A 24617-nucleotide genomic window follows, 5' to 3' on the forward strand; every position below is an offset into this window, starting at 1 on the left:
AAGGATTGAAAAATGTTTTCGTCACTAACGGCTACATGACCCCGGAGATGTTGGAAGCCCTTCACCCCAATCTCCAGGCCGCCAATGTGGATTTGAAAGCCTTCCGCCAGGATTTTTATAAGACCCAATGCGGCGCCAAGCTGGCCCCGGTTTTAGAAAACTTGAAAATCATGAAAAGGCTTGGAGTCTGGGTGGAAATAACCACCTTAATCATTCCAACGCTGAATGATTCCAAGGAAGAGTTAAGGGAACTGTCCCGCTTCATTGCCGATGAATTGGGCCGGGAAACGCCCTGGCACATCAGCCGATTTCATCCCACTTATCGATTGACCGACCTGCCTGTGACGCCGGTCAAAACCTTGCAGCAGGCCCGGGAAATCGGCCAGGAGCAGGGATTGCGTTATGTCTATACCGGGAATGTTCCGGGGGATCAAGGGGAAAAAACCTTCTGTTATCAGTGCGGCCATTTGCTATTGGATCGTTTTGGATTTTCTATTTTGAAAAATAATTTGGATAAAGGGAAGTGTCCCCATTGTCAAACCCCGATGGACGGGGTCGGTTTATAAAAAAATTTTAAAAAAATTATTCTAAATGTTTTTTTTTCTTGACATACTATATATTGTAGAATACAATTTTTACAAATACTATATGTATGAAAGGAGGAACTATCATGGCAGCAACCAAAAAAGCAAAGGCTCCGGAGAAGAAAACGGCTGTGAAAGCCGCGCCCAAGAAAGCCGCGGCCGCTAAAACAGCAAAGAGCCCAAGCAAAAAGGCAACAGCTAAAAAGGCTCCGGCCAAGAAAGCCGCTGCCCCCAAGGCCCCGGCTAAAAAAGCCCCTGCTAAAAAAGCCCCGGCCAAAAAGAAATAACCTTCTGGTTGTTGTTCGCTAAGGTAGTTAAGAGTTTTTAACCTCTTCAAGGGAAGGAGGGGATTTCTTCCAAGGAGGAAATCCCGAAGTGCCTTCCTTTTTTTATTTTATAACGAAGGGGACTTTTCTATTCGACAGGGAAAGGCCCTCAAATTCGGGGTTCCCAAAACCGGATCGAAAGGTTCGGCGGCCGTTAAGATATTCAAATTCGATCGATCCCAGTCAAAGAGGGTTTCTATTTTTTTTTCAGGAAACCACCAGCCATAATCCAGAAAGACCACTCGAGGATCAATATCTTCCGTTAGATGGACTTGTTGCTCTATCTTCCCCTTGACGGTTATTATGAAAGCCCAGTCGTCTTCAGTAAGACCTAAGATTTTGGCCGCTTGAGGATGGATCTCGATTCGGGGTTGAGGGTACTTGCTCCGCAACGAGGCAATCTGCCGATAAGCGGAATGAAAAAAATAAGGGTTCTTACGACTGGTGGCCCAAAAAGGATACTCCAAAGAGACTTCGGTAAGTTTAGAGAGGGTCGGCAGAGGATCGAAGCCCCAGTTTTTTAATGGCTCCGAATAGAGTTCGACTTTTTTTGAAGGGGTTTTAAACCCCTGGTCTTCATATTTTTTATATCTCCCTTTCCCTTTGAGCACCCCAACTTCCTTGAATTGATCATAGGTCAAACCCGAGGGCTTCAAAACCTCATCCAAAATCTGGGGCGTCTCTTCCCAGAAATGTTCGCCGTGTCCCAATGCCTTTCCCAACTCATTCAGAATTTTAATGTCAGGCCAGCATTCCCCCGGAGGGTCCACTATTTTTGGACGGGATGCGATCCAACCCTGGGCCAGACCATAATGGCCGATGTCATCAAATTCAAAACCGGTGGCCGCCGGCAGGATGATATCGGCCAGGGCCGCCGTGGGGGTCATGAAGATTTCAGAAACCACCAGGAGATCCAGACGCATCAAAGCCTCATAGGTTTGGCGGGCATCGCTGTTGGTGATCAGGGGATTGGTTACCTGGGCGACCATGGCCTTGACAGGGTAAGGGTTACCGGTCAGGATGGCCCGGATCACCATCGGAGGAGGTACGACCATAAAATTCGGAGCCAGGTTGAAGGCCCGGCTCAACATCTTCCGGGCCTTTCCCGGTAACAGATCGGCTTTGACAAAATCGGCTAATCGGGCCACCGGTGGCATGGCAGGCATGATGTTTCCACCAGGGATGTCCAGGTTACCGGTCAGGGCCATTAAGCAAAGAAGGGCCCGGCAGGTCTGAAAACTGTTTACCGTATGTTCCAGGGCATTGCCCCATTGAATGAGGGCCGGACGGGAGGTCGCATAAGTCCAGGCCGTCTGCCTGATTTCCTCCGGGGTCAGCCAGGTCAAATCGGCGACCCGTTCCGGTGTAAACCCTTTAACCTGTTCCTGTAATTCCCGGAATCCCACCGTCCATTGATCGACAAATTCCGGATCATATAAACCTTCCTGAATGATAATATGCATCAACCCCAGGGCCAGGGCGAGATCACTGCCTGGTTTTATTTGATGATGGGTCTGGGCAATGGAAGCCAAATGGGTCCGCCGGGGATCGACAACGATCAGGTCGGCCCCCCTTTTGATGGATTTTAACAAGTTTAAAGAGATGACCCCTTCTTCATTGGTTTTAAGGAGATTGCTCCCCCAGTTCAAGATAAGACTGGTGGGGGCCTCATAATCCGGGACCGGGAAAAAGCCCAGGGTCATCATACCGGCGATCTCCCGGGGCATATGGCAGACATGCTGGGGACCGCAGACATTGGGAGAACCGAAGACATTGGCCAGCCGGATCAGGACGAAATGTTCCAGCCCTTTGGGCGCTCCCTGGGCAAAGACGACGGCCTGGGGGCCGTGGTCCTGACGGATGCGGTTCAACCGGGTAGCGATAATTTTCAAGGCCTCGTCCCAGGATAGGGGTTTAAAATGACCTTCGCCGCGTGGGCCTTGCCGGAGCAGGGGGGTGGTCAGACGATCGGGGTGGACCGTTCGTTCCGCCGAGGCCAGGGCTTTGGAACAGATATAGCCGGAACTGATGGGGCTTTCCTGGTCCCCTTTGATTTTGATGATCCGGCCTTCCCGGACCTCGACCAAAAGACCGCAGCCTCCGTGATCCATCCGTGAACAATGGGTTTTAAGGAGTCGTGCAGTGGGGTTTTCATTATTCATAGGTCTATCCTTATGGATCGAAAATAACCTTCAGGGATCAGGGGTCGGGGGGCAGGGGTCAGCCGGAGAGAAAGTTGCAAGTTTCAAGTTGGAAGTGTAAAAAACTTGAACCTGTATACCTTGCCCATAGCCCATTGCCCCCAGAAAAACTTTCATGCTCCGTGGTACCCCAGAGGGGCCTGAGGTTTAGGTAAAACTCAATATGACATTGCCGGCCAGACAAAGCAATGAATACTTTGAGGATTAATTTTTTTGATTCATTTTTTTACCGGAATCTTTTAAGATTCCTGAATGAAGGCAATTGTAGCTAAATTATAATTATTTTTTAAATATAAAATAGCTTTTTCTCCTTGACAGGCTGGTATGGGATGTAATAGATTTTGCTTTCAGTTATGGGAAAAATAAGGTAAAAAGAACAAAAAAAATCCAAACGACAGGACAATCAGGGGGAAAACCTTTGGACTTAGGAATTTTAGGTCAAATCCATTTTAATTGGGATTTTGTGGTTGGGTTGTTAAGTATTGTTCTTATCGACCTCATACTGGCCGGCGATAATGCCGTAATCATTGCCATGGCTGTCCGGTCCCTGCCCAGAAAACAGCGGACCAAAGGCATTGCCTTTGGAGCCGGGGCGGCTGTTGTTCTTCGTGTGATCCTGACTTTTTTTGCCGCCCAGCTCCTGCAGGTGCAGTTTATTAAATTTATCGGCGGTGCGGTCATCCTTTGGATAGCCGTCAAACTTTTTGTGGAAGGGGCCCCGGGGGAAGAAGGACAAAAAGAAGTCAAAACCCTCTGGCAAGCCATCTGGTTGATTATTATCGCCGATATCACCATGTCCACCGATAATGTTCTGGCCGTGGCCGGCGCATCCAAAGGAAATTTGTTCCTGCTCCTCTTCGGCTTGGGCTTGAGCATTCCCTTTGTGGTTTTTACCAGCAACCTGCTGTCCATGTTGATGGACAAATATTCTTTTATCATTTATATCGGGGCGGCGGTTTTAGGGAGAGTGGGCGGCGAGATGATGATCACCGATCCCTTTATAACCAATCTCCTCCATCCAGCCAAATATGTCCAATACGGGGTAGAGGCCTTTTTTACCATCGGGGTCCTGATAGCCGGAAAAATCTGGATAAAGTGGAAGATAGCCCGGGAGGAACGACGGTTTGAACCGCCATCCCCCAAGGAAACACCCGGGAAGTGAACGGTGACGGGGAAAAACAGATCGAACCCTGATCGCAAGGAAGTCTCAAATTTAATCCAAAGAGGAATAACGATTATGGCCATTTTATCGATCTCCAGGGAATATCAGAGCGGCGGAGAGGAAATTGGACAGGCGATAGCCAATAAACTGGATTATGTTTTTGTCGATAAGGAACGGATACTCAAAGACCTCAAAGATTCCGGAGGGAAATGGGGACATCTGGTGGAAGAATTAGATGAGGTCCGCCCCAGCCTCTGGGAAAAATACGACTGGCAATACCAGGGTTTCACCGCCCTCATCGAATGCTATATTTACGATTATGCCCTCAAAGACCGGGTAGTGATTTTAGGCCGGGGGAGTATTTTTCTCTTGCAGGCCATACCCCATGTCCTGAAGGTGCGCTTGGTGGCCCCCCTGGAAGTCCGTATCAATCGGGTCATGGTCACCGATGATGTAGACCGGGAAACGGCCGAATGGCTGATTCAAAAAACCGACCGGACCCGGGCCGGCTATATTCAGGCTGTTTTTGGGAAACAATGGGAGGCCCGGGAACACTACGATTTTGTTTTTGATACCGGTGTTGAAACCTATGAAGAGGTAACCCGGAAATTGGTGGAGGCCCTGAAAGAATGGGAGCAACGGGTCACCCCGGAAGGCCTGGAACAATTGAAGAACCTGGCCTTAACCGCCAAGATCAAGGCCCGGGTTTTTACCCACCCCGGCATTTTTATCCCCACCCTGAAAATCTTCCATGACGGGCAGGCCGTTGTCTTGACAGGGGTGGTCCATTCTCCCAAGGAATATCACCTGGTGGATGAGATGGTCCATAAAATGGCCGATCCCCATCCGATCCGCAATGAATTGCATTATCGAAAATAACCATTTAATTTTCCCTCTTCCCTGAAAAAAGCCCAGGGAGGCGGAAATAAGGAGGAAGTAGGCATGGACAATTGGACCTTTGGCCTCAGCATGCTAATCGTCGGTATGGGAGGAACGTTAATCACCTTAATGGTCATGAGCGCCCTTATGGGGGTTCTGAAAAGAATTTTTCCTGTTAAAGAAGGGGAAGAATAAAAAAGAAAGGGGCAATGCATCATGCTCGAAGCTATTATCAGTGGATTATCCGGACTCATCGCCGGTTTTGCTCATCTCCAGTGGTCCAACCTGGTCATGATCGCTGTCGGATGTCTTCTCCTTTATCTGGGGATAAAAAAGGGTTTTGAACCGTTATTACTTCTTCCCATAGGATTCGGGGCTATCCTGGTCAATATCCCCCTGGCCGACCTGATGGGGAAAGATGGATTTCTAAGGATCATTTATGATGCCGGGGTCATCACCGAGTTATTTCCCCTGCTCATCTTTGTGGGCATCGGGGCCATGACCGATTTCGGCCCGGTGTTGGAGAATCCTTATACCTTTTTGTTAGGGGCGGCCGGCCAATGCGGTATATTTTTAACGTTGCTGTTGGCCCTGGCCCTGGGTTTCGATAAGCTGGATGCCGTGACTATCGGCATTATCGGGGCCTGCGATGGACCGACGGTCATTTATGTGGCCTCTCAATATGCCCCCCATCTGTTAGGGGCGGTTTCTGTGGCGGCCTATTCCTATATGTCCCTGGTTCCCGTGCTTCAGCCACCCATTATGAAGATGATGACCTCGGAAAAAGAACGTAAGATTGTCATGAAAACCCACAAAAAGACCGTTTCCAAAACAACCCGGATACTCTTTCCCATTGTCATTACCATTTTGGGGGGTCTTATCGCCCCCAAAGGCCTACCCTTACTGGCCACCATCATGCTCGGCAACTTGATGAAAGAGTCGGGGGCCGTGGCCCGGCTGACCAATTCCTCCCAGAATGAGATCGCCAACATCGTTACCCTGTTATTGGGCATTTCGATCGGGGCCACCATGAGCGGGCCGGAATTCGTCAAAACCCAGACCCTGATCATCCTGGCCTTAGGGTTGTTGGCCATTTGTCTGGACACAGTCTGCGGGGTCTTATTCGGGAAAGCCTTAAGTGTCCTGACCGGCGGCAAGGTCAATCCCTTGATCGGGGCAGCCGGTATTTCGGCCTTCCCCATGTCGGCCCGGGTAGTGCAGAAAGAAGGATTTAAGTATAATAAGAAGAATTACCTGCTCATGCACGCCATGGGGGCCAATGCCGGGGGCCAGATCGGCTCAGTCATGGCCGCAGCGGTTATGCTTTCGGTGTTGAAGGGTATGGGGATTATTTAAAACACAGATGCTGGATGCTGGATGCTGGATACTGGATGTTAGAAACATGTTTTTATCCAATATCCAGCATCCAGCATCCGATATCCAGAATAAGGAGTAACCATGGCGCATCCCGTTTATTTTTTGGATCTAAAGGCCTCACCCAAGGAAAACCGGCTGGCCCGAATCGGCCGGTTGCTGGACCAGGTCCCTTTTTCCAAGCCCCTTTCCAAAAAAAATCTGGTGGCCGTCAAGATCCATTTTGGCGAAAAGGGCAACACGGCCTATGTAAAACCCATCTATGTCCGGCCCATAACCGACAAGATCCGGGCCTGGGGTGGGAAGCCTTTCCTCACTGATGCCAATACCCTTTATGTGGGAACCCGCAGTGACAGCGTCTCTCACCTCCAGACCGCCCTGGAAAACGGTTTCTCTTTCACCACCGTCGGGGCCCCCCTGGTGATTGCCGATGGCCTCAAGGGAAAGTCAACCATTCGGGTACCTGTCCATAAGCAAAATTTCCAGACCGTTTCTATTGCCGCCGACATTGTCGATGCCGATGCCCTGGTCAGCGTAGCCCATTTCAAAGGCCATGAATTGTCCGGTTTCGGCGGCACCCTGAAGAATCTGGGTATGGGCTGCGCCTCCAGAGAAGGCAAGCTCAGCCAGCATTCCAACCTGGCCCCAAAAGTCATCAGGAAAAAATGTCTCGGCTGCGGCGAGTGCCTCAGCCACTGTGCCCAGGAGTCCATTGAAATCCAGGAGGAAAAGGCCCTGATCAATCCGGAAAAGTGTGTTGGCTGCGGGGCCTGCATTCTGATCTGCCCCCAGGGGGCCATCCAGATTCAATGGAACCCATCCATAACCATCTTTCAGCAGAAAATGGTGGAATATACCCTTGGGGTCCTGAAAGGTAAAGAAGGCCGGGCCATCTTTTTGAATTTTCTGACCGATATTTCTCCGGCCTGCGATTGTTACAGCCATAGTGATCGGCCGATTGTCAGGGATATCGGGATCCTGGCCTCTACCGATCCTGTGGCCATTGACCAGGCCTCGGCCGATTTGGTTAACAATGAGCCGGGAAATAAGGATTCGGCCTTGACCAAAAATTATAAATCCGGGGAAGATAAGTTCCGCGGCATTTACCCGAAGGTCGATTGGGAAATTCAGCTTCAATATGCCGAAGAGATCGGGCTGGGGACCAGAAAATATGAATTAGTGATCCTGAGCGAAATTTAATAATCTCGCAATAATTCCTTAAGCGACCTCCAAAGATCATCATCATTTCTGACAAACTCGTAAAAAGTCGCTGAAACCCGCATCACGTCATTCCGGCGAAAGACGGAATCCAGGGAATTCAACTACTTATGGACCAAGACTTTTGCCGGGGTGACGGCCTCGGGGAGTTTTTACATAGTCATCAATCCTGAAAGATTCATAGAATGTCATCACCCCGATGAAACCCGGGGCCAAAATATTTTCAACCTATTGAAAAAACAGGATTCCGGCTTTTGTCTTGAAATAGAAAGCAAAATTCGCTATAAAAGAATAAAAAGCGTAGGAGGGTTTATCTCATGAAGATCAAAAAGATTGCCCATATCGGGGTGGGAGTAAAAGATACCGATAAGGCTAAAACTCTATATCAGGAGATGTTTTCATTACCGGTTTCCAATGAAGAACGCCTGGGAGAACTTAAAATTGCCTTTGTTCCTATCGGACAAACCAATATAGAACTGGTCCAATCGACCGATTCCGATGGGATTATGAATAAATTTATTGAAAAGAAAGGGGAAGGGATTCATCATATAGCCTTTGAAGTGGAAGACATCGATCAGGCCCTGGAGGAGTTGAAAGCCAAAGGGGTCCCTCTAATCGATCAGCAAGCCCGCCTGGGTGCCCATGAGGCCCGTATTGCCTTCCTGCACCCCAAGGGCACTAATGGCATCCTGATTGAATTGGTTCAATATACGCATTAGTACGAAAATAACCTTCAGGGATCAGGGTTCAGGGGGCAGGGGTCGGTTGAAGAGGAAGTTTTAAGTTATAAGTTGCAAGTATAAAAATCTTGAATCCTGGACTTTGCCCATCGCCTAAAAGAATTTTCAGGATTCGTGGTGTTCTACAGGGGAATGAAGGTTAGCACGAAACAAATAATTAATTTTTTTCAAATCAATGAGGTTCAGTCATGTGGGATTATACGGAAAAGGTAAAAGAATATTTTGAAAACCCCCAAAATATCGGGGAGGTGGAAAACCCGGATGGGGTCGGTGAGGTAGGGTCCCTGGCCTGCGGGGATGCCTTGCGGCTTACTTTTAAGCTGGATGAGACTAAACGGATTCAGGAGGCCAAATTTCAGACCTTTGGCTGTGCCAGTGCTATCGCTTCCTCTTCGGCCTTGACGGAATTGATTAAAGGAAAGACCCTGGAAGAGGCGGCAAAAATCACCAATAAAGACATTGCCGCTTTTTTGGGGGGTCTGCCCAAGGAAAAGATGCACTGCTCGGTCCTGGGTGAGCAGGCCCTGGCGGCAGCCATCGCCAATTATCAGGGTCAGGCCATTCCTAAAACAGAAGAAGGGGAGATCGTTTGCGAGTGCTTTGGGGTAACCGATAAAGAGATTGAACGGGTCATCCGCCAAAACGGCCTTAAGACCAGGGAAGAGGTAACCAACTATACCAAGGCCGGCGGTGGCTGTGAATCCTGCCATGATAAGATCGAGGCCATCTTAAGCCGGATTTTAAAAGAAGAAAAAAGACCTGTCGAGACACCGGCGGCTCCTTTGCCCGGTCGTTTAACCAACATCCAGAAAATGAAACTGATTGAAGAAACCCTTGAAAGGGAGATCAAGCCGGCCTTAAAAGCCGATGGGGGCGATATTGATCTGATTGATATTGAAGGGAATAAGGTCCTGGTGGCCCTCCGGGGGGCCTGTTCTTCCTGCCGGGCCGCAGAAGTTACCTTAAAAGATTATGTAGAGATTAAATTTAAAGAGTTTGTTTCCCCGGAAATAACGGTCGAGGAGGTAAAGGTATGAAGGTGGTCTATCTGGATAACAACGCCACCACCCGGACGGCTCCCGAGGTCGTTGAAACGATGCTGCCTTATTTCACCGACCTTTACGGCAACCCCTCCAGTATGCATTCTTTCGGGGGCCAGGTCGCCAGTCAGGTGCAACAGGCCCGGGAACAGGTGGCGACTTTAATCGGGGCCGATCCGACCGAAATCGTCTTTACCAGTTGTGGTACGGAAAGCGACAATGCCGCCCTTTGGGGAACCTTGAATTCCTATCCCCTAAAAAACCATATTATTACCACCCGGGTGGAACACCCGGCCGTGGGCAACCTGGCTACCTATCTTTTCAAAAAAGGTTACAAGGTAACTACCCTGCCGGTCGACCGGGAAGGCCGGCTGGATTTGGATCAGTTGGCCGCCGCCATGACCGAGGAAACGGCCCTGGTCAGTATTATGTGGGCCAATAATGAAACCGGGGTCCTTTTCCCCATAGAACAGATTGCCCGGTTGGTCAAGTCCAGAGGGGTGGTCTTCCATACCGATGCCGTTCAGGCCGTAGGCAAACTTCCCATCGATCTTTCCAAAGTCCCGGTGGACCTTTTATCCTTTTCCGGGCATAAGCTCCATGCCCCTAAAGGCATCGGGGTCCTCTATATCCGCAAAGGGACCCGTTTTACCCCTTTTATGATCGGAGGCCATCAGGAAAGGGGACGTCGGGGAGGAACGGAAAACGTCCCCTATATTATCGGACTGGGAAAAGCCTGCGCCCTGGCCCAAAATAATATACATTTGGAAAATGAACGGGTCCGGTCCCTGCGGGACAGATTGGAACAGGGGATAATGGGCACCATTCCCAAGGTCCTGATTAACGGCCACCCCAGGGAACGCTTGGGCAATACCTTGAGCATCAGCTTCGAATATGTCGAAGGAGAGTCCATTCTACTCCTTTTAAGCAACCTGGGGATTTGTGCCTCTTCCGGATCGGCCTGCACCTCCGGTTCCCTGGAACCGTCTCATGTCCTTCGGGCCATGGGGGTACCTTTTACGGCGGCCCACGGGTCTATCCGATTCAGTTTGAGTACCTACAATACCGAAGAAGAGATCGATTATGTCTTAGAACACCTCCCCCCGATCATCCACCGACTGAGGGAGATTTCTCCTTTCTGGAAGGAGGGGAAAGGGCCGGCGGCCAGGGCTTGTCAGTGAAAGAAAGATGCAAGATGCAAGTTGCAGGTTACAAGGTGCTGGATGCAGGATAAATTCTAAGCAATAAATCTGAGAATTCATCTCTGACATTTTCACTGTTACGCGAAAAAATTTTCATTTACCGAAACAAGTCAGGTAACAATGGATAAATCTTTATATTTCGTCGTTATGGCCGGAGGCCGGGGGACCCGTTTCTGGCCCAGAAGCAGGACGAAGCATCCCAAACAGCTCCTGGACATTGTGGGCACTAAGACCATTTTAGAACAAACCATAGATCGCCTTCTTCCGATAACCGACTGGGAACATATTTTAATCGTTACCGAGATCTCCCAGGCTGCGGCCGTCAAGGACCTCTTGCCGGACTTACCGGAAACCCGGCTCATTATCGAACCCCTGGGCCGGAATACGGCCCCTTGCATCGGATTGGCGGCCTTGATCCTGGAAGCAATCGATTCTTCGGCCACTATGGCCGTTCTGCCGGCCGATCATTTCATCTCTCGGGTCTCCTCCTTTCAAGAAACCCTGCTGGCCGCGGCTCAGGCCGCCCAACAGGGAAGTCCTTTGATTACCCTGGGCATCCCCCCGACCTTTCCGGAAACCGGCTATGGCTATCTCGAAAAGGGGATGAAGGTCATGGAGGTCAAAGGCCATGAGGTCTGGGAAGTAAAGGCCTTCCATGAAAAACCGGACCGGATCAAAGCCGATGCCATGTTGAAAACTGGCCGGTTTTTTTGGAACAGCGGGATGTTTGTCTGGACCGTTTCAGCCATCCTGGAACGGATGGCGCGGTTGACCCCGGCCATGTATGACGAATTAATAAAACTTAAAAAATTTATGGGCAGCCCGGAGTGGGCAGAGGCCTTGACCGCCGGTTATGAGGCTATGGAAAACATCTCCATTGATTATGCGGTCATGGAACGGGCCGACCAGGTCCTGATGCTGGAAGGTGATTTCGGCTGGAACGATGTAGGTAGTTGGGAAGCGGTCTATCAACTTAAGCCCAAGGATGAAAAGGGCAACTGTTTAACAGGCCCCGTCTTCATCCTGGATAGTCAGGGCTGCCTGGTCCATAGTCCGCAAAAAACCGTGGCCCTCATCGGAATGGAAGACCTGATTGTGGTCGATACCCCGGATGCCCTTCTGATCTGCCCCCGGGAGCGGGCCCAGGAAGTCAAAAAAATCGTTCAATTATTAGAGGATCAGGGGAAGTTCGAATTACTCTGATCCCACAAACGGAGGAGCAGATGAACCCACAAATATTTCGGGAATATGATATACGGGCCGTTGTCGATAAAGAGCTTTTTTTGGAAGAGGTGATTACCCTGGGTAAGGCCATAGGGACCTATCTGAGACGACAAGGGAAAATAAAGATCACTTTGGGGCGGGACGGCCGACTCAGCTCCGGGGACTTTCGGGAACGCCTCCTGGCGGGTTTATTAGCCACCGGCTGTCAGGTTATAGACATCGGAGTTTGCCCCACCCCTTTGCTCTATTTTTCGATTCGCCACCTAAAAACCGACGGCGGGGTCATGATCACAGCCAGCCATAATCCACCGGAATACAACGGATTCAAGATTTGCAGCGGACCGGACACCATCTTTGGGGCCGAAATCCAAGAGATCCGTCTGATCGTCCAGAAAGGGGAGTTTTTGACCGGCCAAGGGTCTGTCCGGGAAGAAGATGTCCTCCCGGCTTATCAGAATTTTGTCTTAAAGGACATTCAACTTCCGCAGCCTTTGCGGGTGGGTATGGATGGAGGAAACGGCACCGGGGGGTGGATGGGTCTGCCCATTATCCGCCGACTGGGTTGTCAGGTCTTCGACTTATATTGTGAGGTAGATGGAGCCTTCCCACACCATGAGCCGGATCCGACGGTCCCCAAAAATCTGACGGAATTAATCGATCTGGTCAAACAGGAACATTTGGATTGTGGTCTGGCCTATGACGGGGATGGTGACCGGCTGGGGGTGGTGGATCATGAAGGAAACATCATCTGGGGAGATCAGTTAATGATTCTCTTCGCCAGGGATATCCTGCCCGGCAGGCCGGGATCGACTTTTATTGGTGAGGTAAAATGTTCACAAAATTTATATGATGACATACCTCGCCAGGGAGGAAAGGTGATCATGTGGAAAACCGGTCATTCCCTGATCAAGCAAAAAATGAAAGAGGTCCAAGCGGTCCTGGCCGGCGAGATGAGCGGTCATTTATTTTTTGCCGACCGATATTTCGGGTTTGATGATGCCATCTATGCCTCCATGCGGCTTTTGGAAATTTTATCAAAAACAGGGAAGAAAATTCCTGAACTTTTATCCGGTTTACCTAAGACCTTTTCAACCCCGGAAATTCGCGTTGAGACCTCGGAAGAAAAGAAATTTAAAATTGTCGAAGCGGCCAAAAGGGAATTGGCTCAAAAATTTCCTATTATCGATGTAGACGGCGTTCGGGTCTTATTTGAGGATGGATGGGGGCTGATCCGGGCCTCCAATACCCAGCCGGTCCTGGTCCTTCGTTTTGAGGCCCAATCGCCCGCACGATTAAAGGAGATTCAGCTTTTCGTTGAGGGCATTTTACGCCAGGTTCAAGAAAATATTTGATCCGTCAAGTTACTTAAATTATAAATCGTTTTAGGACTGTTCGTTAAGTTATCCCCCAATTATCGCCATTCCCGGTCCCCGGAAGCCTTTAAGCGAACAAAACCCTTGGCTGGACCAATTCCCCTGCCACCCGGGAATGGGGTTATAAGAATTTTTAAAACTCTCCAAGAAGGGACCTTCAAAAAAGGTAGAAAAAGCCAGAAAACAGAAGATCCTCAAAAGAGAGAGGAAGACCCTCATTAGGGGTTTTTGGGATAACTCTATAAATTCCCATTCGTTTTTTGAATTTAGTTAATAGAAAATGGTTTTAACGGGTTAGCCTGTAAGATCTTCACAGACTGAGGATGGTAGCCTCTTCCAGGTCCTTTTTGATGCCCCTTTCCACCTAACTTAAAAGTCCGCTCCCTGGGTTTGACAGTCGGCCAGCCTTGAGTTAAAAACAGGACCAACCAACCTATAGGGTTCTTCCTTTTTGAACCCTATCTTGAACATATATCCTTATTTTGAAAAAATTTCCCGCACCGGACAGGGCGGGAGGTGTTGGCAGATTCAAAACAAAGACCTTGGATTTATTGCCTTTAACCTTTCTGTTTCAAGATATTCAAAAGCACCCTATTAACCCGTCCCGCTTTCCGATCCAGCACTTATCCGGAATTGGGGATGGTATTTTCGGGAAACTTGGTACAAAGCTATCAAAAGTTCTTGAACAGCAAAAAACCTTTTAGCCTATTTCCAAGGAATGGTTTCGATTTTATGATGGATACACTCTGGCAAACGATAAAAGACCGGCTCAAGAATGAAGTCCCGGAAAATCAGTATCGAATGTGGATCGAACCATTGGACCAGGTCCAGTCCAATGATCGGGAACTGCTCTTAGGTTGTCCCAATTCTTTCTTTTTGAAATGGATCAAAGAGAAATATTTTGCGCTTATCGTCCAAATGGCTCAGGAATTGGATAAGAATGGCCCGGAGATCGGCTTGCAGGTTTCTGCTATTCAACGCGTTGCTGCTTCTCCCTTGGAACCCCGGCAGTTTACCCTGCCGGGGTTTGACCGAAAAGACCGGCTCCGATTGAACGGGGGTTTTACCTTTGATCAATTCGTGACCGGACCCAGTAATCATTTTGCCTACCTGGCATCTATGGCCCTGGCTACGGATAAAAATCTTCACAATAATGCCTTGTATCTTTTTTCAACCACCGGATTGGGCAAAACCCACTTATCCCAAGCGGTGGGTAATTATATCATCAGACATAAACCCCAGGCTAAGGTCTTGTATCTTTCTACGGAAGATTTTACCAATGAAATGGTCTTTTCCTTAAAAAACAACTCCATGAATTCCTTTAAAGACAAGTACCGAAAAAACTGCGATTTTCTTCTTTTGGAAGGCGTCCAATTTTTGAGCGGGAAGGAAACCACCCAATCGGAATTAGGCTTCACCCTGGACGCCTTGTTCAATGATGACAAGAAGATCATCTTTACCAGTTCGCTGCCGCCGAAGGATATCCCCCGTCTTGGCAACCAGTTGAAATCCAGGCTGAGTTCGGCCTTGATCGGGTCCATCGACCCGCCTGATTTTGAAACCCGTTTAGGCATTGTGGAAAAAAAATCCAAATTCCTGGGGATAGATTTGAAAGGAGAAGTCAAGGAATTTTTAGCCAGCAAGCCTTTCAGGGACATGCGGCAATTAGAGGGGTGTCTGGTGTCCATGTCGGCCCAGGCCACCTTGTTGAACCAGATGTTGGATCTTTCCCTGGCCGAATTAGTCGTTCGGGAACAGTTTCAGGAAAAACAAGAAATTTCTATTCAAGCCATTAAAGATGTGGTAGGAAAATATTTTCGAGTTTCTCCGGAAGAGATGACCTCCCGTTCCCGAAAACGGGTCCATCTGCTCCCCAGAAACCTGTCCATTTTTTTGAGTAAGAAATATACCAACCAGACCTTAGAGACTATCGGCAAGGCCTTCAACCGGGATTCCACCTCGGTTATTTATGCGGTCAATTCCGTGGAAAAAGGGCTTAAAAAAAATACCGAGATAGGGAAACAGGTTCAATTCTTATCGGCTCAACTTGAAGGGATTCAAAATGGCCCCTCTGCCACGACCCATTAATAGACATTCTGCAGATCCCTGGCCAAAAATAAAGACCCGAATAGAAGGGTATAAGGATCAACTGCTAACGCTCCAGCGGGACTTGACGGCCATACCGGCCCTGGGTCCTCAAAATGGAGGGCAGGGCGAATATGCCAAGGCCTTGTACCTGGAAAAAGCCTTAAAGGTTTTATCCCCTAAAACGCTGCTGTCCATCCCCTGTCCGGATCCTAAAGTGACTCAAGGATTCCGTCCTAATCTCCTGGCCCTTTTTGAGGGCCGCCACCCGGGTAAAACGATTTGGATCCTGAGTCATATGGATATTGTTCCGGTCGGCGACAGGCGGCTATGGAAATCGGATCCCTACGAATTGAAAATAAAGGGAGATACCCTTTATGGGCGGGGAGTCGAAGATAATCATCATGGGATCGTTTCTTCTTATTTTGCCGTCAAGGCCCTGCAAGAGGAAGGGGTAAGCCCTTCCTGTCCCGTTGGGTTGATTTTCGTCTCCGACGAAGAAACCGGCAGCCAAAAGGGCTTAGAGTATCTTCTCAAGCAGAAGAGGCATTTCTTTAAGACCGAGGATCTTATTATTGTTCCGGATGCCGGAAACCGGCAGGGGACCTTGATCGAAGTGGCTGAAAAGAGCCTCCTCTGGTTAAAATTCACCCTTTCCGGAAAACAATGCCATGCCAGCCGTCCTGACCTGGGTATCAATACCCTGCGGGGAACGGCCTATCTGATCATGGCCCTGGAAAAGCTTCATCAGATCTTTAATAAAAAAGACCTTTGCTTTGATATCCCTCAAAGCACTTTTGAGCCTACCCAAAAAGAAGCCAATGTCCCTAATGTCAATACCATACCGGGGAAAGATATTTTTTATCTGGATTGCCGGGTCCTGCCCGAGTATTCGCTTAAAAAGGTCATTGAAAAAATAAAGGCCCTGGCCCTGGAGGTTGAGAAAAAAACAGGGGTTCGGACCAAGGTGGAAGTGGTCAATGCCGTCCAAGCCCCTCCGGCCACGGCGGCCGATGCCCCGGTGGTTCGAGCCATCCAGGAGGCCGTCCAGGCCGTCTATCATCGGCAGGCCTTTCCCCAAGGGATCGGGGGGGCCACTGTGGCCGCCTTTTTCCGTAAGGCCGGTCTTCCGGCAGCCGTCTGGTGCACCTCTTCGGATACGGCCCATCAGCCCAATGAATCCTGCCGTCTTTCCCATCTGATCAAAGACGCCCAGGTCTTTGCCCACATTTTCTGCCAGCCCTGAACTATCCAAGCTATCTGCTAAAGCAACAAAGAAGTGCTTAGGAGCCAAGAGATGAGAAAAGCAGTCTATTTAGATAAAGATGAGGTGGAATTGGCCAAATCCCTTGAAACCGAGGAATGGATTTCCGATCTCACCAAAAAAGAGAAAAAACAATATGAGGAATATGCCCGCAACAGCTTAACCAAACAAAAAAGGATCAACATCCGGATGACCGAACGGGATTTAAAGAAAATTCAGGCCAAGGCGATTGAAGAAGGGGTCCCTTACCAATCCCTCATTTCCATGCTAATTCATAAGTATAATGAAGGGAAAGTATCCATTCAATAAAGGCATCGGCTGCGGCGAATTGATCAATTCTGAATGAGCTTGGTATTCGGCCATAGGAAAGTACAAGAGATCAACCAGATGGCGGGAAGGCTGCCGATTGACGGGAAAGTTTTCATTGAAACCACTGGTTGCCGTAAACTTTCGAGCCGAGAGAAATGATGAAAATTAACCTTGCCCGTTTAGGGGAATTGGACGTGTTGCACGGTATCATCAGGGCGGCTACACGAAAGATGGATGAACAGGGCATCTCCCAATGGGACGAGGTATACCCAAGCAGATCCCTCTTGAAGGACGACATAGAAAAGCAACAGATGTACGTCTTAGGGGCTGGAAAGCAGAAGGCTGGCATGATGGTCCTGAATGAAGAGCAGTCGCCTGAGTATGCCGCCGTTGACTGGAAGTTTTCCGGTCGGGCACTGGTGATCCACCGGTTAACCATCGACCCGGCTTTTCAAAGACGTGGGTTGGCCAGCCGTCTTATGGATTTTGCCGAGGAGTTCGCTTTCACCGAAAGGTATAACTGTATCCGCCTGGACGCCTTCAGGCGCAACCCGGCGGCCTTCGGGCTCTATGAAAGGCGCGGGTACAGAAAAGCCGGAGCGGTCCGCTTCAGAAAAGGGGAGTTTTTCTGTTACGAAAAAAAGGTGTAAGTTAAAACCCAACAAAGAGCTCTGACCAGTCCTTTAATAATGACCTTTTTAGGAGGGAGACATGATCACTCTCGACGAAATTCATGATGCTTTCCTGTTTGTGAGTTCGGGCGGGGAGGGCGAGCACTCGGCCTTTTTTTGTCCGGAGAAGGAACATATTTTTTACCAATCGGAGATGAGTGGAGTCGATGAACTGGATGACGAGGATATCGAGGCGGATGATTGTATAGCGATTCCCCATAAGAATGATCTGGATTTGGGGCAGCGGCTGGTCTTTGAGTTCGTAAACAGTTACCTGCCCGCTGATTATGACCGGATTCGGCAGTTTTTCGAAAAACGGGGGGCATACAAACGGTTCAAAGATTTGCTGGAAGACAAAGGACTCTTAGAGCAGTGGTATGATTTCGAGAACCAACGGGAAAGGCAGGCGCTCCGGGAATGGTGTCAGGAGAATGAGATCACTTTTTCCGAGGAGGAAAAACCCGTTCTGCCGGGATGATGGGAGGGACTATGTCCGCTAAACCCTATGGCCTGGAGTTACTACTGGATTTGAAAGATTGCGACCTCCGAGATCTGTCGGCGGAGGAGCTGACGGCATATTTCACCCAACTCTGCGAACTGATCGGGATGAAGAGGCACGGCGAGCCGCTTTTCTGGGAGGACCACAGCGGGGTCCCCCACCTGCATGGTATATCCGCCGTCCAGTTCATCGAGACCAGTAATGTGGTTTGTCACGCCCTCCCCTTGCTCCAGGCGGTCTACATCAACATCTTCTCCTGCCGGGAATTTGACACCGAGGCGGCCAAAGGGTTCAGCACTACCTTCTGGAGGGCGGGGTCCATCACCTTCACCGTGGTTACCCGGACCTGATAGGACGGGATATTAAGGTCAATCTTCCTTAGGCCTTTCCACATAGACCTTCATGAGGACCTTGCCCCAGCCTCCTTTGTCCAGGCCCACGTCGGTACATTGGACGATATTGGTCCTTTTAAATTCAGGGTCGGACTTGGTAATGAGGCGCTCATAGACGGCCGGAAGCACTCCGGCCACAGGCCCCAGGGCGAACATGCACAGGCGCTTGGGGCATTTTTCGGCGATGAGCTGGCCGCCGGCGGTCATGACGAACCGATCGCCCACCTTATGCCCGGCATGGCATCCCTGGGCTTCGATCACCTCGGCGATGACCCGGCACTTGACGAAATCGGGTGTTTCGGTGACCATTTTGACCTTCTCAGGATCGGAACGGAAGATCCCCATCTCTTCATCCGTATATCCCATGTGTTTCTGAAAACGCTTCCAGATCTCTTCAATTTCCACGGCTTACCTCCTGATGACTGGTTATTGTTCCCCTTTTTTTTCTAAATCCATTTTCCGCAAATCCTTGCGCATGATTTTCCCGGTGGCGGTCAGGGGCAATTCGTTTAAGAACACAATCTCCCTGGGATATTCATGGGCCGCCAGCCGGGTCTTGACAAATTGCTGAATGTCTTCCTTTAAGGCGGCATCCGGCACCGTCTCGGGTTTTAAGACAATAAAGGCCTTGACGATTTCCCCCCGCACTGCATCCGGGCTGCCGATCACCCCGGCCATAGCCACGGCCGGATGTTTGATCAGACAGTCCTCGATCTCGGCCGGACCGATCCGGTAGCCGGCGCTGCTGATCAAATCATCCTTCCGGCCCACAAACCAGAAATATCCCTCATCTTTCCGGGCCAGGTCTCCGGTCAGGCACCAGTCCCCCGCAAATTTGTCTTCGGTGGCCTTGGGATTGCCGAAATACCCCAGAAACATGACCGGGTCAGGCCGCTTAATGGCCACTTCCCCCACTTCCCCCGAGGGGACGATCCGGCCCGATGCATCGACGACTTCCACCCGGTGGCCTGGTATGGGCCGTCCCATGGAGCCCCGTTTGTTCTCCATGATTTCAGAACAATTGCCCAGCACCAGGTTGACCTCGGTCTGACCGTAGAATTCGTTAATGGTCAATCCCATGACCTCTTTTCCCCACTGGAGAAGCTCTTCCCCCAGGGTCTCTCCGCCGCAGCCGATGGTCCGCATCTGATAATCGTGACGGCTCCGGGGGGCTTTGACCTGGCGCATGAGCTTTAAGGCCGTGGGGGGCATGAAGGCATTCCGGATACCGTATTTGGCTATGAAATAAAAAGCCTGTTCCGGATCGAACTTCCTGGCCCGGAAGGCCACCACCGGTACACCGTGGTGCCAACTGGGGAGTAAGACGTCGATCAACCCCCCGATCCAGGCCCAATCGGCCGGGGTCCAATACAGATCATCTTTCCTGGGAAAAAAGTTATGAAAAAATTCCACGCCCGGGACATGGCCCAACAAGACCCTATGGGCGTGCAAGGCCCCTTTGGGTGGGCCGGTGGTACCGGAAGTATAGATGATCAGGGCCGGATCATCGGCCCTGGTCTTGACCGGGGTAAAATAAGGGGAGCCTTTTTCAATGGCCTGCCAAAAATCGAGGCCCTCATCCGGAGCTTTCCCTTGGGTCAGGATGATGGTTTTAAGTTCGGGAAGCCGGTCTTTGATCTCCAGGATTTTTTCAACATTGGCTCCATCGGTGATCACGGCCCTGGCCCCGCTGTTACTCAGGCGATATTCCAGGGCCTCAGGACCGAAAAGGGTGAACAAGGGGATGGCCACGGCCCCCATTTTATAAAGGGCGATATGGGAGATGGCGGTTTCCGGACCTTGAGGCAAGAGGATCCCTACCCGGTCCCCGGATTGGATTCCATGGGCGACCAAGGCATTGGCCAAACGGTTGGATAACTGTTTCAGGTCCCAGAAGGTGTATTGCTCCACCTTTCCTTTATCATCCTCGTAAATCAAGGCCAGTCGGTACCGCTCTCCGGCCCATTTGTCGCAGACATCGACGCCGATGTTATAAAATTTGGGGACCTTCCATTGAAAAGAATTGTAAACCTCTTGGTATGTCTTTCCTTTTTTGAGCATCTTCTTCCCTCTAATCATTAATACCAAAATACCGTTCGTCGTTAAGCGTTCGGCGTTCGGCGAAACCTATTTTCATGCTTTTTAGTGACCCAAAGGGTCATGAGGGTTTAATAAAAAATGAAAGGCCTTGGTGAAAAGAGTGTATCAATAGGGCCTTAAACTGTCAACCAACTTAAATCCTTAAAAGAAGCTTTCCATCTCTTCCCCTTTTTGATATATAACGGTTCAAGTTTAAAAATCCAGAGAGGAGAATTGGCCATGGGCCGGATGTCTTTTGGACCAAGCAGGCGTTCTCGCCGGGAGATCAAACCAACCCAAGGAAGTAATAAGACGATTAAAGAGATTGTCGAGGAAATCCGGGCCAATCTCCCGTCCAAGGAAAGCTATCGGGACCGGTCCCTGGCCCTTCACGGGTTGATCTGCGCCCGATGCGGCAGGGAATTTACCCCGGCCCAGAGACAACTCCTGACGGTCCACCATAAGGACGGCAATCATCTGAATAATCCCCCGGACGGAAGCAACTGGGAAAACCTTTGCGCCTATTGCCATGAGGATATCCATTCCAGGGAATTGTTGGGGGAATATCTTAAAAATGACAAGTAGATTTAGGATGCTGGATGGTAGATCCTGGATCCTGGATACCAGATACCGGTTGGATGTCAGGTGTCTCGTTTTATCCAGTATCAAGAATCCAGCATCCGGTATCGTCTCCTCGCCAAGATGATCTCTCTTAGCCACGTCAGCAAATTCTACGGCCGTCAAGATCTTTTACGGGATATTTCCTTGGCCATCAACCCCGGAGAACGGATCGCCTTGGTAGGAGTCAACGGGGCCGGCAAGACCACTCTGTTTAAAATTCTCCTGGGAGACATTGAACCGGATAAGGGGCAGGTCCACCGGAAAAAAGGGTTTCGTCTTGGCTATCTGCCCCAGGATATCGTCGAGCTGAGAGGGAAGACCGTCCTCCAGCAGGTTCTGGATGCGGATGTATTAACCCAGCAGACCCTGGCCGAATTCAAAAAAATATCTCAAAAACTCGAGCATACTACCGATCTTGTCCAGAGCCAACTTTTGGCTGCTCGACAGAGCCACCTTCTTTCTGAAATGGAGCGCCTGGGGGCCTATGATCAGGATGCCCGGGCCAAGCAGGTTCTGGCCGGATTGGGGTTTAAGGAGGAATCCTTCCTGGCCCCCATAGAAACCTTAAGCGGGGGATGGATCATGCGGGTCGCCCTGGCCAGGCTCCTTTTCAGCCAACCTGATCTCTTGCTTCTGGATGAACCCACCAACCACCTGGATCTGGATTCTCTGATCTGGCTGGAGAACTTCCTGCAGAATACCTCCTCTGCCCTGCTCCTGATCTCCCATGATCGGGCCTTTTTGGACCGGGTGGTTCAAAAGACCTTTGAGTTAGAAAAGGGGATGCTGACCGCCTTTCCGGGAAATTACAGCCGCTACCTGATAGAAAAGCAGAAGCGTCTTCAGCTTCAGGAGGCCGCTTTTGCCAACCAGCAGGAAAAGATACGTCAGATGGAAGACTTCATTGCCCGTAACCGTTCCCGGAAGGATCGGGCCAGGCAGGTCCAATCCAGGATCAAGGCCCTGGAACAAATGGAGCGCATTCCCCCACCTTCGGCCGATGAACGCAGGATTTCTTTTCATTTTCCGGAACCGGAGCGAGCAGGGAAGGCCGTTCTGGAATTTACCGGTATTTCCAAATCCTTCGGGCCAACCCCTCTTTATCAGGGGTTGGATCTGAGGATTGACCGGGGGGATCGGATGGCCATCCTGGGACCGAACGGCGCCGGCAAGAGTACCCTTTTAAAAATAATGGCCGGAATCATCCCTCCGGATTCCGGTCATCGTCAAGCAGGTCACAAGGTCAGGATAGGCTATTTTGCCCAACATCAATTAGAACAGTTGGAAGGGACCCATAGTGTCTGGCAGGAGGCGGCCTCGGTGGCCGGAGACCGGACTTATGGAACCCTGCGCAACCTGCTGGCGGCCTTTCTTTTCCGGGAGGGAGATATCGAAAAAAAGGTCTCCGTCCTCTCCGGTGGAGAAAAAAGCCGACTGGTCATTCTCAAGATGCTTTTGTCCGGGGCCAATTTCCTGCTCTTCGATGAACCGACCAACCACCTGGATATCCCTTCCAGGGAAGTGCTGGAAGAGGCCTTAAAATCATTTTCCGGAACCTTATGTTTAATCACCCATGACCGCCATTTGATCAATGCCCTGGCCAACAAGGTGCTTTATATGCGGGAGGGGAACCTGGAGCTGTTTCCCGGCAATTACCAGGATTTTGAAGAAATCTGGAAGGGCCGACTCAACCCGGTTAAAATTCTTCAGCCACCCCCGAAGGAAAAATCAGGGACTCCGGTTGAAAAACCGGGTACCCGAAAATCTCCGGAAGAAAAACGCCAGGAGGCCGAACGAAGGAATGCCCTTTTTCGTCTTCAGGGCCCTATAAAAAAGAGGCTGAGGGAATTGGAAGGGGAACTCTCAAAGGGCTTTGCGGAAAAGGAAGGTATCGAAAAGAGTCTGGCCGACCCGGAAACCTATGGTGATGGTACTAAAATCGAAGGCCTGATGCAGGCCTATGCCTTAATCCAAAAAGAGGTGGATCGATTAACCGGTTATTGGGAAGAGGCGATGTTGGAATTGGAGGCTGTAGAAGACAAGGGAGGGGAGGTTAATCCGGGGAAGTCCTCAATGGATTGAACCAGGGGAGGATTTCATCAATCCACCCCTGGTTTATTAGATCCGGGCAAAAAAGGGTTTCGAGGGTTAGAAGCGCGGCTCCTCCAGGCACAGGTCAATCGGTTCTGAATACGTCAAGGTTTCGGTCCGGGAAAAGGTTCCGGAAGCAATATCGATGACGGTCCGGTAAAGGCGTTCCCCGGCCTGCTCCGGGTCCTCCTTGGCCTCGATCACGGTACCGGAGTAAAAATCAATGTTGTCCCTGGCCATGGCGTAGGTCTTGGGGTTGGCCGTGCACCAGAGAAAAGGGGTTACAATCGAGGGGGTGCCCTCCAGGATATCACGACCGGCCAGCCCCCCGCCCCCCAACTGGAATAAGACGAGGTTGGCGCCGGCCGCCGCATAGCCGGCGAAAATGGAAAAAGACCCCATCCAGTTGTCTACGAAATAGAGCCCTTTGCCCTGCGGTCTTTCGGCGTACTGCAGAACCCCTTGAATCGGGGCCGTCCCGGCCTTATGAATGGCCCCCAGGCTTTTTTCCTCCAGGGAGCTGATTCCCCCCTTGATATTGGCCGGGATGGGATTGATGGTCCGGATGTCGAGGCCTGTGGATTTGGCCAGGTCTTCCCGGTGGGCTACGGCCTCCAGGATGGCCCTGGCCACTTCCGGTGTAACGGTCCGTTTGGCCAGGGCCTGCTCAGCCCCGATGATCTCAGTGGTCTCGCCGAATAAAGCAGTACCTCCTGCCCCGACGATCTTGTCAAAGACATAGCCAACCGCCGGGTTGCCGGCGATACCCGAGGTGGTATCGGAATAGCCGCATTTGACCCCCAAAAAAAGGTGCTCATCGCCGACTTCCACCCGCCGCAGTTTCGATGCTTCATAAACCAACATACGGGCTACCTGCATCCCTTTGGTGATCGCTCCGTAAATGCCGCCATCCCGGGCCGGATCGATTACCTCCACCCGTTTGCCGCTAACAGCGATCTCATCCGCCAGCCTTTCGGGATGAAGTTCCGGATAGCCGGCCCCCGGGCTGGCGGCGTGGACGATTACAGAGGCCACGTTCGGGTTCCTGCCGAGTCCGATCAGAACCCGGCTGATCCGCTCCCGGTCGTTAGCAGTACGGCCGGAACCATGATCGACGGTTATAATGGTCCGGGTGCCGGCAACGAAGTCACAGATTGATTTAGCGATCAGACCCTGGGGGATGACCAGGACATAATTTCGCGTCCCCACAGAACCATCGGGTCGCAGGTAACCGAGAAAGCTCATCGTTTTTCCTTTCCTTCCAGGTCTCCCCGGGCCCGGGT

At 50.6% G+C, this 24617-nt stretch carries 23 protein-coding genes; 18 read left to right on the forward strand and 5 right to left on the reverse strand.

The window, feature by feature from the left end; genetic code table 11:
* The coding region (locus tag HY879_08310; protein ID MBI5603346.1) for a radical SAM protein at positions 1 to 566 on the forward strand (566 nt) is incomplete at its 5' end.
* Positions 567 to 612: 46 nt separating this feature from the next.
* Here the strand turns inward: HY879_08310 and HY879_08315 are convergent.
* Together HY879_08315 and HY879_08320 are read right to left on the reverse strand one after the other, a co-directional pair.
* Entirely contained in the window at positions 613 to 921 is a 309-nt protein-coding gene (locus HY879_08315; protein ID MBI5603347.1) for a hypothetical protein, read from the reverse strand.
* 57 nt (positions 922 to 978) lie between these two features.
* Positions 979 to 3072 (reverse strand): molybdopterin-dependent oxidoreductase, encoded by a 2094-nt coding sequence (locus tag HY879_08320; protein MBI5603348.1) that lies wholly within the window; start codon positions 3070 to 3072, stop codon positions 979 to 981.
* 457 nt (positions 3073 to 3529) lie between these two features.
* Between HY879_08320 and HY879_08325 the strand changes: the two genes are divergently transcribed.
* From HY879_08325 to HY879_08395, 15 genes are all read left to right on the forward strand, one after another.
* The gene (locus HY879_08325; protein MBI5603349.1) at positions 3530 to 4273 is read left to right on the forward strand and encodes a TerC family protein; all 744 of its coding nucleotides are present in this window, start codon (positions 3530 to 3532) and stop codon (positions 4271 to 4273) included.
* A gap of 75 nt (positions 4274 to 4348) precedes the next feature.
* Positions 4349 to 5152, forward strand: a complete 804-nt coding sequence (locus HY879_08330) for a cytidylate kinase-like family protein (GenBank protein MBI5603350.1) — start codon at positions 4349 to 4351, stop codon at positions 5150 to 5152.
* Positions 5153 to 5368: 216 nt separating this feature from the next.
* Positions 5369 to 6508, forward strand: a complete 1140-nt coding sequence (locus tag HY879_08335) for a sodium ion-translocating decarboxylase subunit beta (protein ID MBI5603351.1) — start codon at positions 5369 to 5371, stop codon at positions 6506 to 6508.
* A gap of 102 nt (positions 6509 to 6610) precedes the next feature.
* Positions 6611 to 7726 (forward strand): DUF362 domain-containing protein, encoded by a 1116-nt coding sequence (locus HY879_08340; protein MBI5603352.1) that lies wholly within the window; start codon positions 6611 to 6613, stop codon positions 7724 to 7726.
* A gap of 335 nt (positions 7727 to 8061) precedes the next feature.
* Positions 8062 to 8463 (forward strand): methylmalonyl-CoA epimerase, encoded by a 402-nt coding sequence (gene mce, locus HY879_08345; protein MBI5603353.1) that lies wholly within the window; start codon positions 8062 to 8064, stop codon positions 8461 to 8463.
* Positions 8464 to 8672: 209 nt separating this feature from the next.
* Positions 8673 to 9521, forward strand: a complete 849-nt coding sequence (gene nifU / locus HY879_08350) for a Fe-S cluster assembly protein NifU (protein MBI5603354.1) — start codon at positions 8673 to 8675, stop codon at positions 9519 to 9521.
* Positions 9518 to 10705 (forward strand): cysteine desulfurase NifS, encoded by a 1188-nt coding sequence (gene nifS, locus HY879_08355; protein ID MBI5603355.1) that lies wholly within the window; start codon positions 9518 to 9520, stop codon positions 10703 to 10705. Before nifU ends, nifS begins: the two co-directional genes overlap by 4 nt.
* A 141-nt stretch (positions 10706 to 10846) precedes the next feature.
* The gene (locus HY879_08360) at positions 10847 to 11929 is read left to right on the forward strand and encodes a mannose-1-phosphate guanylyltransferase (protein ID MBI5603356.1); all 1083 of its coding nucleotides are present in this window, start codon (positions 10847 to 10849) and stop codon (positions 11927 to 11929) included.
* A gap of 20 nt (positions 11930 to 11949) precedes the next feature.
* A complete protein-coding gene (locus tag HY879_08365; GenBank protein MBI5603357.1) occupies positions 11950 to 13302 on the forward strand; it encodes a phosphomannomutase/phosphoglucomutase in 1353 nt (450 codons plus the stop codon).
* Positions 13303 to 14055: 753 nt separating this feature from the next.
* On the forward strand, positions 14056 to 15411 hold the full coding sequence (gene dnaA, locus HY879_08370; protein MBI5603358.1) for a chromosomal replication initiator protein DnaA: 1356 nt from the start codon (positions 14056 to 14058) through the stop codon (positions 15409 to 15411).
* A complete protein-coding gene (locus tag HY879_08375) occupies positions 15386 to 16654 on the forward strand; it encodes a M20 family metallo-hydrolase (protein MBI5603359.1) in 1269 nt (422 codons plus the stop codon). The genes dnaA and HY879_08375 overlap by 26 nt, the downstream gene beginning before the upstream one ends.
* A 51-nt stretch (positions 16655 to 16705) precedes the next feature.
* Entirely contained in the window at positions 16706 to 16981 is a 276-nt protein-coding gene (locus HY879_08380; protein MBI5603360.1) for an antitoxin, read from the forward strand.
* 155 nt (positions 16982 to 17136) lie between these two features.
* Positions 17137 to 17631 carry a GNAT family N-acetyltransferase gene (locus tag HY879_08385; GenBank protein ID MBI5603361.1) on the forward strand — a complete coding sequence of 165 codons (495 nt, stop codon included), beginning with the start codon at positions 17137 to 17139 and terminating at the stop codon, positions 17629 to 17631.
* A 61-nt stretch (positions 17632 to 17692) separates the two neighbouring features.
* Entirely contained in the window at positions 17693 to 18130 is a 438-nt protein-coding gene (locus HY879_08390; protein ID MBI5603362.1) for a hypothetical protein, read from the forward strand.
* Positions 18131 to 18141: 11 nt separating this feature from the next.
* Positions 18142 to 18501 carry an S-adenosylmethionine decarboxylase gene (locus HY879_08395; GenBank protein MBI5603363.1) on the forward strand — a complete coding sequence of 120 codons (360 nt, stop codon included), beginning with the start codon at positions 18142 to 18144 and terminating at the stop codon, positions 18499 to 18501.
* Positions 18502 to 18519: 18 nt separating this feature from the next.
* Here HY879_08395 and HY879_08400 read toward each other — a convergent pair whose 3' ends face one another.
* Positions 18520 to 18948: a hypothetical protein gene (locus HY879_08400; GenBank protein ID MBI5603364.1), complete on the reverse strand. Its 429-nt coding sequence runs from the start codon at positions 18946 to 18948 to the stop codon at positions 18520 to 18522.
* Between the two features lie 21 nt (positions 18949 to 18969).
* Entirely contained in the window at positions 18970 to 20604 is a 1635-nt protein-coding gene (locus tag HY879_08405; GenBank protein MBI5603365.1) for an acyl-CoA synthetase, read from the reverse strand.
* 267 nt (positions 20605 to 20871) lie between these two features.
* Here HY879_08405 and HY879_08410 point away from each other — a divergent pair, with 267 nt between their 5' ends.
* Both HY879_08410 and HY879_08415 read left to right on the forward strand, forming a co-directional pair.
* Positions 20872 to 21207 (forward strand): HNH nuclease family protein, encoded by a 336-nt coding sequence (locus HY879_08410; GenBank protein MBI5603366.1) that lies wholly within the window; start codon positions 20872 to 20874, stop codon positions 21205 to 21207.
* Between the two features lie 60 nt (positions 21208 to 21267).
* Positions 21268 to 23325 (forward strand): ABC-F family ATP-binding cassette domain-containing protein, encoded by a 2058-nt coding sequence (locus HY879_08415; protein MBI5603367.1) that lies wholly within the window; start codon positions 21268 to 21270, stop codon positions 23323 to 23325.
* Between the two features lie 66 nt (positions 23326 to 23391).
* Here HY879_08415 and HY879_08420 read toward each other — a convergent pair whose 3' ends face one another.
* Positions 23392 to 24579 (reverse strand): UxaA family hydrolase, encoded by a 1188-nt coding sequence (locus HY879_08420; GenBank protein MBI5603368.1) that lies wholly within the window; start codon positions 24577 to 24579, stop codon positions 23392 to 23394.
* Positions 24580 to 24617: the final 38 nt, after the last annotated feature.

The organism is Deltaproteobacteria bacterium (assembly GCA_016219225.1).
Lineage (GTDB): Bacteria > Desulfobacterota > RBG-13-43-22 > RBG-13-43-22 > RBG-13-43-22 > RBG-13-43-22.